Annotated in this window: 6 protein-coding genes and 1 pseudogene; 2 read left to right on the top strand and 5 right to left on the bottom strand. The window is 69.9% G+C overall.

What is annotated here, in order from left to right; all coding sequences use genetic code 11:
• A partial coding sequence (locus NKF06_RS19345; protein WP_253246343.1) for an HAD-IC family P-type ATPase occupies nt 1-1,265 on the bottom strand: 1,265 nt, incomplete at its 3' end.
• A gap of 95 nt (nt 1,266-1,360) precedes the next feature.
• On the opposite strand from NKF06_RS19345, the gene fdhF reads away from it, so the two are divergent.
• Nucleotides 1,361-3,403 carry a formate dehydrogenase subunit alpha gene (gene fdhF / locus NKF06_RS19340; protein ID WP_253246344.1) on the top strand — a complete coding sequence of 681 codons (2,043 nt, stop codon included), beginning with the start codon at nt 1,361-1,363 and terminating at the stop codon, nt 3,401-3,403.
• On the top strand, nt 3,396-4,154 hold the full coding sequence (yqeC, locus tag NKF06_RS19335) for a selenium cofactor biosynthesis protein YqeC (RefSeq protein ID WP_058828127.1): 759 nt from the start codon (nt 3,396-3,398) through the stop codon (nt 4,152-4,154). Before fdhF ends, yqeC begins: the two co-directional genes overlap by 8 nt.
• 78 nt (nt 4,155-4,232) lie before the next feature.
• On the opposite strand, the gene NKF06_RS19330 is transcribed toward yqeC, so the two are convergent.
• The 4 genes and pseudogenes from NKF06_RS19330 to NKF06_RS19315 form a co-directional block, all read right to left on the bottom strand.
• Nucleotides 4,233-4,673 (bottom strand): pyridoxamine 5'-phosphate oxidase family protein, encoded by a 441-nt coding sequence (locus NKF06_RS19330; RefSeq protein WP_058828128.1) that lies wholly within the window; start codon nt 4,671-4,673, stop codon nt 4,233-4,235.
• Nucleotides 4,674-4,743: 70 nt separating this feature from the next.
• Nucleotides 4,744-5,220, bottom strand: a complete 477-nt coding sequence (locus NKF06_RS19325; protein ID WP_253246342.1) for a universal stress protein — start codon at nt 5,218-5,220, stop codon at nt 4,744-4,746.
• A 30-nt stretch (nt 5,221-5,250) separates the two neighbouring features.
• Nucleotides 5,251-5,571 carry a hypothetical protein gene (locus NKF06_RS19320; protein WP_253246341.1) on the bottom strand — a complete coding sequence of 107 codons (321 nt, stop codon included), beginning with the start codon at nt 5,569-5,571 and terminating at the stop codon, nt 5,251-5,253.
• 66 nt (nt 5,572-5,637) lie between these two features.
• Nucleotides 5,638-5,955, bottom strand: a pseudogene (locus tag NKF06_RS19315) (HAD hydrolase family protein); the annotation flags it as partial.

Below are 5,955 nucleotides of genomic sequence, written 5' to 3'. Positions count from 1 at the left end.
GGACGGCCGCGGATGCCGAGTCGTGCCGTAGCCGCCGCGTCGGTCGCGGCCGACGCGCCGCCGTCTTCGGCGGCCGTCCCCGACGACGCCGAACCACTGTCCAGTTCGACCGTCCGGTCGTCGGGGAGCCACGCGCGGGTGACGGTCATGCGGTTTTCGGTCAGCGTCCCCGTCTTGTCGGTGACGATGTAGTCCACCGCGCCGAGGCTCTCGACGACCGCGAGGTTGCGGACGAGCGCGTTGCGCTCCATGAGCGTCCGCGACCCCAGCGCGAGGGTGAGCGTGACGACCGCCGGAAGCCCCTCGGGGACCGCCGCGACGGCGAGCGTGACGGCGACGAGGAGGACGACAACCGGATCGGTCGCGGTGAGGAACAGCTGGACCGCCGCAATGAGCAGGATGAGCGCGACGATGCCGATGCCGATGCGGCGGCCGAGGCGGTCCACCTCGATTTCGAACGGCGTCTCGCGCTGGCGGGCCTGTCCGAGTTGGTCGGCGATGGCTCCGAGTTCGGTGTCCATCGCGGTGGCGACGACGACGGCCTCCGCACGGCCCCTGACGACCGTGGTCCCGGCGTGAAGGACGCTTCTCCGGTCGGCCAGCGCCGCGTCGGCTTCGACGGAGTCGGCCGCCTTGTCCACCGGGGCGCTCTCGCCGGTCAGCGTCGACTCGTCGGCGCGGCAGTCGGCCGCCGTGAGAATACGGGCGTCTGCGGGGACGGCGTCGCCCGCTTCGAGGACGACCACGTCGCCCGGGACGACCTCGGTCGCGGGGACGGCCCGAATCGAGCCGCCGCGTCGGACCGTCGCGTCCGGCGTCGCCATCTCCCGGAGCGCCGCGAGCGCCTGCTCGGCGCGGTAGTTCTGCACGAAGCCGAACAGGCCGTTTCCGAGCAGGATGAGCAGGATGAGCGCGGCGTCGGTGTAGCCCGGGTCGCGGCCGGGAAGGAGGCCGACGACGAGCGAGAGGCTGGCGGCGAAAAAAAGCAGGAGGATGAGCGGCCCGGTGAACTGCGAGACGAGGAGCGAAAGCGGCGAGACGCCCTCCTCGTCGGCGAGTTCGTTCGGTCCCTCATCGGCGAGTCGGCGGGCCGCGTCGTCGTCGTTGAGGCCGTCGCGGCTCGATTCGAGTCGCTCCAGCGCCGCCTCGCGTTCGAGCGCGTGCCACGGGACGTCCTCGCGTCCGCTCGCTTCCTCGGCCTCCCGATGCGCGGTTGCCTGCTCGTGCACGCTTCGACTGAACGACACGAGCGGACGTATGTCCACCGACGATTTTCACCCCGCCGCAGTCGGCGGTACGATGAATATCGTTCGGGTCGCACGTTCGACCATGTGTGTGGTGTGTCAGCGTGCCTGAGCGGGTGGCGGCATCGAGCGAGAGCGTCTGTCCGTACTGTGGCGTCGGCTGTGGCATCCGCTACGACGCCGACCGCGGGAGCGCTGTCGGGTGGCACGGCCCGGTCAACACGCGGGGCGAACTCTGTCCCAAGGGGGCCGCGGCGTGGGACGTGGTCGAACACGACGAGCGCCTGACCACCCCGCTGGTGCGAGTGAACGGCCGGCTCGTCGAGGCAACGTGGGACGAGGCGTTCGACCGCATCGAACGCGAGTTCTCCCGCGTCGTCGCCGACCACGGGCCGGACTCTGTGTTCTTCTTCTCGTCGTCGAACTGCACGAACGAGGAGAACTACCTGCTCCAGAAGACGGCGCGGGCGCTCGGGACGAACAACATCGACAACTGCGCGCGGCTCTGTCACGCCTCGACGGTGGCGGCGATGGGCGACCGCTTCGGCGCGGGCGCGATGACGAACTCGCTTTCGGACCTCGGGGAGGCCGACGTGTTCCTCGTGACCGGCGCGAACCCCGCCGAACAGCACCCGGTCATCTTCCGGTCGTACCTGCTTCCGGCGCTCAAGTCGGGGACGACCATGATTCACGTCGACCCGCGCGAGAACCAGACGACGAAGGCGGCGGACATCCACCTCCCGGTGAAGCCGGGGTTTGACATTCCGCTTCTCAACGCGATGGCCGCCGTCATCGTCGAGGAGGGACTGGTCGACGAGGCGTTCGTCGCCGAGCGAACCACGGGGTTCGCGGCGCTCCGCGAACACCTCTCGGTGGTCGATATCGACGCGGAAGCCGAGCGCGCCGGCGTCGACCCCGCCGACCTCCGCGCCGCGGCGAGAGCCTACGGCGAGGCCGGCCGCGCGGCTATCTTCACCGGCATGGGGATGAGCCAACACCACTACGGCACCGACAACGTGCAGGCGCTCATCAACCTCCCGCTCCTGACCGGCAACGTCGGGAAGGCAGGGACCGGCGTCAACCCCCTCCGCGGGCAGAACAACGTGCAGGGCGCGGGCGACGTGGGCGCGCTCCCGAACGTCTTACCGGGGTATCGCCCCGTCACCGACGACGACGCCCGCGCCGCCGTTTCCGACGTGTGGGGGTTCGAACCGCCCGCACTCCCGGGACTCACGGAGGTCGAAGCGACCCATCGCTTCGGCGACGAGGTGCGGGCGGCCTACGTCTTCGGCGAGAACCCCGCCGTGACAGAGCCGAACGCGAACCGCGTTCGCGAGGCGTTCGAGGCGCTCGACTTCTGCGTCGTCCACGACGTGTTCCCGACCGAGACGGCCGAATTCGCGGACGTAGTGCTTCCCGGGAGCGTCTGGGCCGAGAAGTCGGGGACGGTGACGAACACCGACCGACAGGTCATCCGGATGAACCGGAACGTCGCGCCGCCGGGGGACGCCCGCGCCGACCTCGACATCCTCCGGGAGTTCGCCGCCCGCGTGGCCGGCCTCGACGCGCCCGCGACCCCCGAGGGCGTCTTCGACGAACTCCGGCGGGTGACGCCCATCTACGCCGGCATGTCGTACGACGGTATCGGAACGGGGAGCCAGCGCTGGCCGTTCCCGGTTGGCGCGACCGAGGGGACGGCCATCCTCCACGCCGACGCGTTCGAATCGGGGTCGAAGACCGCACCGTTCCGGGTTGTCGAACACGTCGCCCCGGCCGACTCCGTCGCCGACGGCGAACTCGTCCTCGTGACGGGACGTGTCCTCCAGCACTTCAACAGCGGCGCGCTCACCCGCCGCTCGGGCGTGCTGATGCGGATGCGCGGCGAGGACAGCCTGCAGATTCACCCCGACGACGCCGCCGCCTGCGGCATCGAAGACGGGGCGACCGTCCGCGTCGAAAACGACCGCGGCGAAATCCGGGTCGCGGCCGAGGTGACGCCCGCGGTCCGCCGCGGGACCGTCTTCGCCACGTTCCACTACGCGGAGCCGCTCGTGAACCGGTTGACCGGCGACGCGCTGGACCCGACCGCGAAGATACCCGAGTACAAACACAGCGCCGTCCGCGTGACGGCCGAGTCGGGGGTGGCGGTCGATGACTGACGACCCGTCCGCGCCCCCCGCGTCGCTCCCGACGCTGGCCGACGCCCTCGGCATCGGCCCGGACGACCTCGTCTGCGCCGTCGGCGCAGGCGGTAAGAAATCGCTGCTCTATCGACTCGCCCGCGACCTCGACGGCGTGGTCACGAGCACCGTCCGCATCCCCATCTTCGACGACGAGGTGGCCGAGGTCGTCGTCACGGACGACCCCGAGACCGCCGTCGCCGAGACGCAGACCCGCCCGCTCGGCCTCGTCCCGGAGCGCGAACGGACCGACCGCTACCGCGGCTACGACCCGGCGACGGTCGACCGAATCGCGCGCGCCAGCGACGACGTGGTGCTCGTCAAGGCCGACGGGGCGCGGTCGCGCTGGCTGAAAGCGCCCGGCGAGGACGAACCGCAACTCCCCGACACGGCCGACCTCGTCTGCCCGGTCGCCAGCGTCCGGGTCGTCGGTGAGGCGCTTTCCGACGAGCGCGTCCACCGGCCGGAACTCGTCTCCGACGTGTCGGGCACGGCCGTCGGCGACCCGATATCCGAGTGGGACGTGGCCGCCGTGCTGTCGAACGACTGCGGCGGGATGAAAGACGTGCCCGAGACGGCGCGGGTCGTCCCGGTGCTCAACATGGTCGACGACGAGCGACTGGCCGAGACGGCCGAGGAAATCGCCAGATGGCTCCGCGAGCACCCGCGCGTCGACCGGGTCGTGGCGACCTCCCTCGCCGCCGACGAGCCGATCGTCGGGCTCTACTGACTCGGCTCCCGCTCAGGGTGTGTCCGTCCTCTCGCCGCGGCGACGACCCCTTCCGACGGGTCTCGGCCGCGAGGCGGTTCATCTGGCGGTTTCGCGCCCCGTCAACTCGTCGAGTTCGAGTTCGACGAGGTGGAACTCGAGGTCGTCGACCTCCTCGTCGAACACGCGGACGCCGCCGAACAGTTCGTTGATGGTCGTCGCATCCGGTCGCTCGTCGTCCGGGAGGACGCGAATCGGGCCGCGAGCCATGATACTCCACGAGTCTTTGCCCGCGTCCTCGTAGCAGACGAACGTCGCCTCCTCGGTCTCCTCGATGAACGCGAACTTCTCGCTTCGCCCGTCGTCGGTGAGGCGGAACAGGAGCCGACCCCCCTCGGCGTCGTAGGAGACGTGCGCGGGAATCGCGTAGGAGCGCCCGCCGTCGGCCAGCGACAGCACGCCCGACGAAGCGTTCGACAGCCGTTCGGAGACGGTCTCCGGGTCGGTCCCGACGGTGTAAACGTACCTGATATCTCGCATACCTGATGTTCGCGGCCGCGACACATGAAACGGTGGCTCGACGACGGCGTCCGCCGACCCCCGAGCGGCGTCAGGGGAGATAGAAGTGGGACTTGGGGAACCGCCTGTGAATCTCCGGGGGCGCGTGGCGGACGATGTGCACGTCGTGGGCGTCGTCGCTGGCGACGTTCCCGCCGACGCTGACGAGCGGAACGACGACACGGCCCGCGTTCTCGCTCCCGACGAAGATGACGGTCGCATCCGTCTCAGACGCGACTGTCCTGAGCTTCGAAACGATGTTCCCCGGAGCGGGGTTCTTGCCGACTGAGACTGCCTGAAACGACGCCGACGGCGCGATGTCGACCGCGGTTTTGTGGAGTTCTCCGACGACGGTCTGTCGGTCGAAAACCTCCCGCGACGGGACCCACCCCGCCTCGACGGCGTACGCCGAGTCGTCGGGGACCACGGCGACGGCGAGCACGTCGTGACCGGTGGCCGACGCGAACTGTGCGGCGCTATCGAGCGCCGCGTTCGCCAGTCGAGAGCCGTCGTAAGCGACGAGGTACATGCGTTCCGGTCGTTCTGCGGCCCTGATAAATCAGTCGTCGGCTACCGACTCGATTCGCTCGCCGGACACGGAAAGTCGGTCGAGCGCGTCTTGTGCGGCGTCGCCCACGGCGTTCGTGTCTCGGTAGGAGTCACCGAGTCCCACTTCCCGGCGGTGCCACTCGCCGTCGGCGAAGGCGAAGATATCGACCCACCAGTAGAGCGTCAGTCCCCGCGCGAACTCGGTGATGGTGACGCGTCGGTCCGAGTCGGGCGACTCGTAGACGGTCTTAGCGCTCGCCTCGTCGGTGTCCACGTCGGTCTCGACGGTCCACCCCTCCGGAACGGCGAGCGAGAAGGGGTCGTCTGTCATTATCGTTCCCGACGGGGCGGAGTGACTTGATTGGTCCGCTTTCGGCGACCGTCTCGGGAAGGCGACTCAGTCGAGCGACCGCGCCGAGTTGGCGACGACGAGCAGGCTCGACGTGCCCATGGCGACGGCGGCGAAAAGCGGGTTGAGCACGCCGAGGGCGGCCAGTGGGATGGCGACCGCGTTGTAGCCGAACGCCCACGCGAGGTTGCCGCGGATGCGGCGGTTCACTCCGGTCGAAAGCGAGAACACCTCCGGAATCGCGTCGATGTCGCGGCCGACGAGCACCGCGTCGGCGGCGTCGCCCGCGATGTCCGTCCCCGTGCCGAGCGCGATGCCGATGTCGGCGGCGGCGAGCGCGGGCGCGTCGTTGCTCCCGTCGCCGAC

Source organism: Haloferax sp. AB510, assembly GCF_024136985.1.
Lineage (GTDB): Archaea > Halobacteriota > Halobacteria > Halobacteriales > Haloferacaceae > Haloferax.
Note: the sequence above shows the minus strand (reverse complement) of the source record. Positions and strands in the feature narration are given on the sequence as shown.

Excerpts from the sequence above, each read along its gene's own strand:
- NKF06_RS19325 (WP_253246342.1), bottom strand. The coding sequence starts at position 5,220 with ATGTACCTCGTCGCTTACGACGGCTCTCGACTGGCGAACGCGGCGCTC.
- NKF06_RS19320 (WP_253246341.1), bottom strand. The coding sequence starts at position 5,571 with ATGACAGACGACCCCTTCTCGCTCGCCGTTCCGGAGGGGTGGACCGTC.
- NKF06_RS19330 (WP_058828128.1), bottom strand. The coding sequence starts at position 4,673 with ATGCGAGATATCAGGTACGTTTACACCGTCGGGACCGACCCGGAGACC.
- yqeC (WP_058828127.1), top strand. The coding sequence starts at position 3,396 with ATGACTGACGACCCGTCCGCGCCCCCCGCGTCGCTCCCGACGCTGGCC.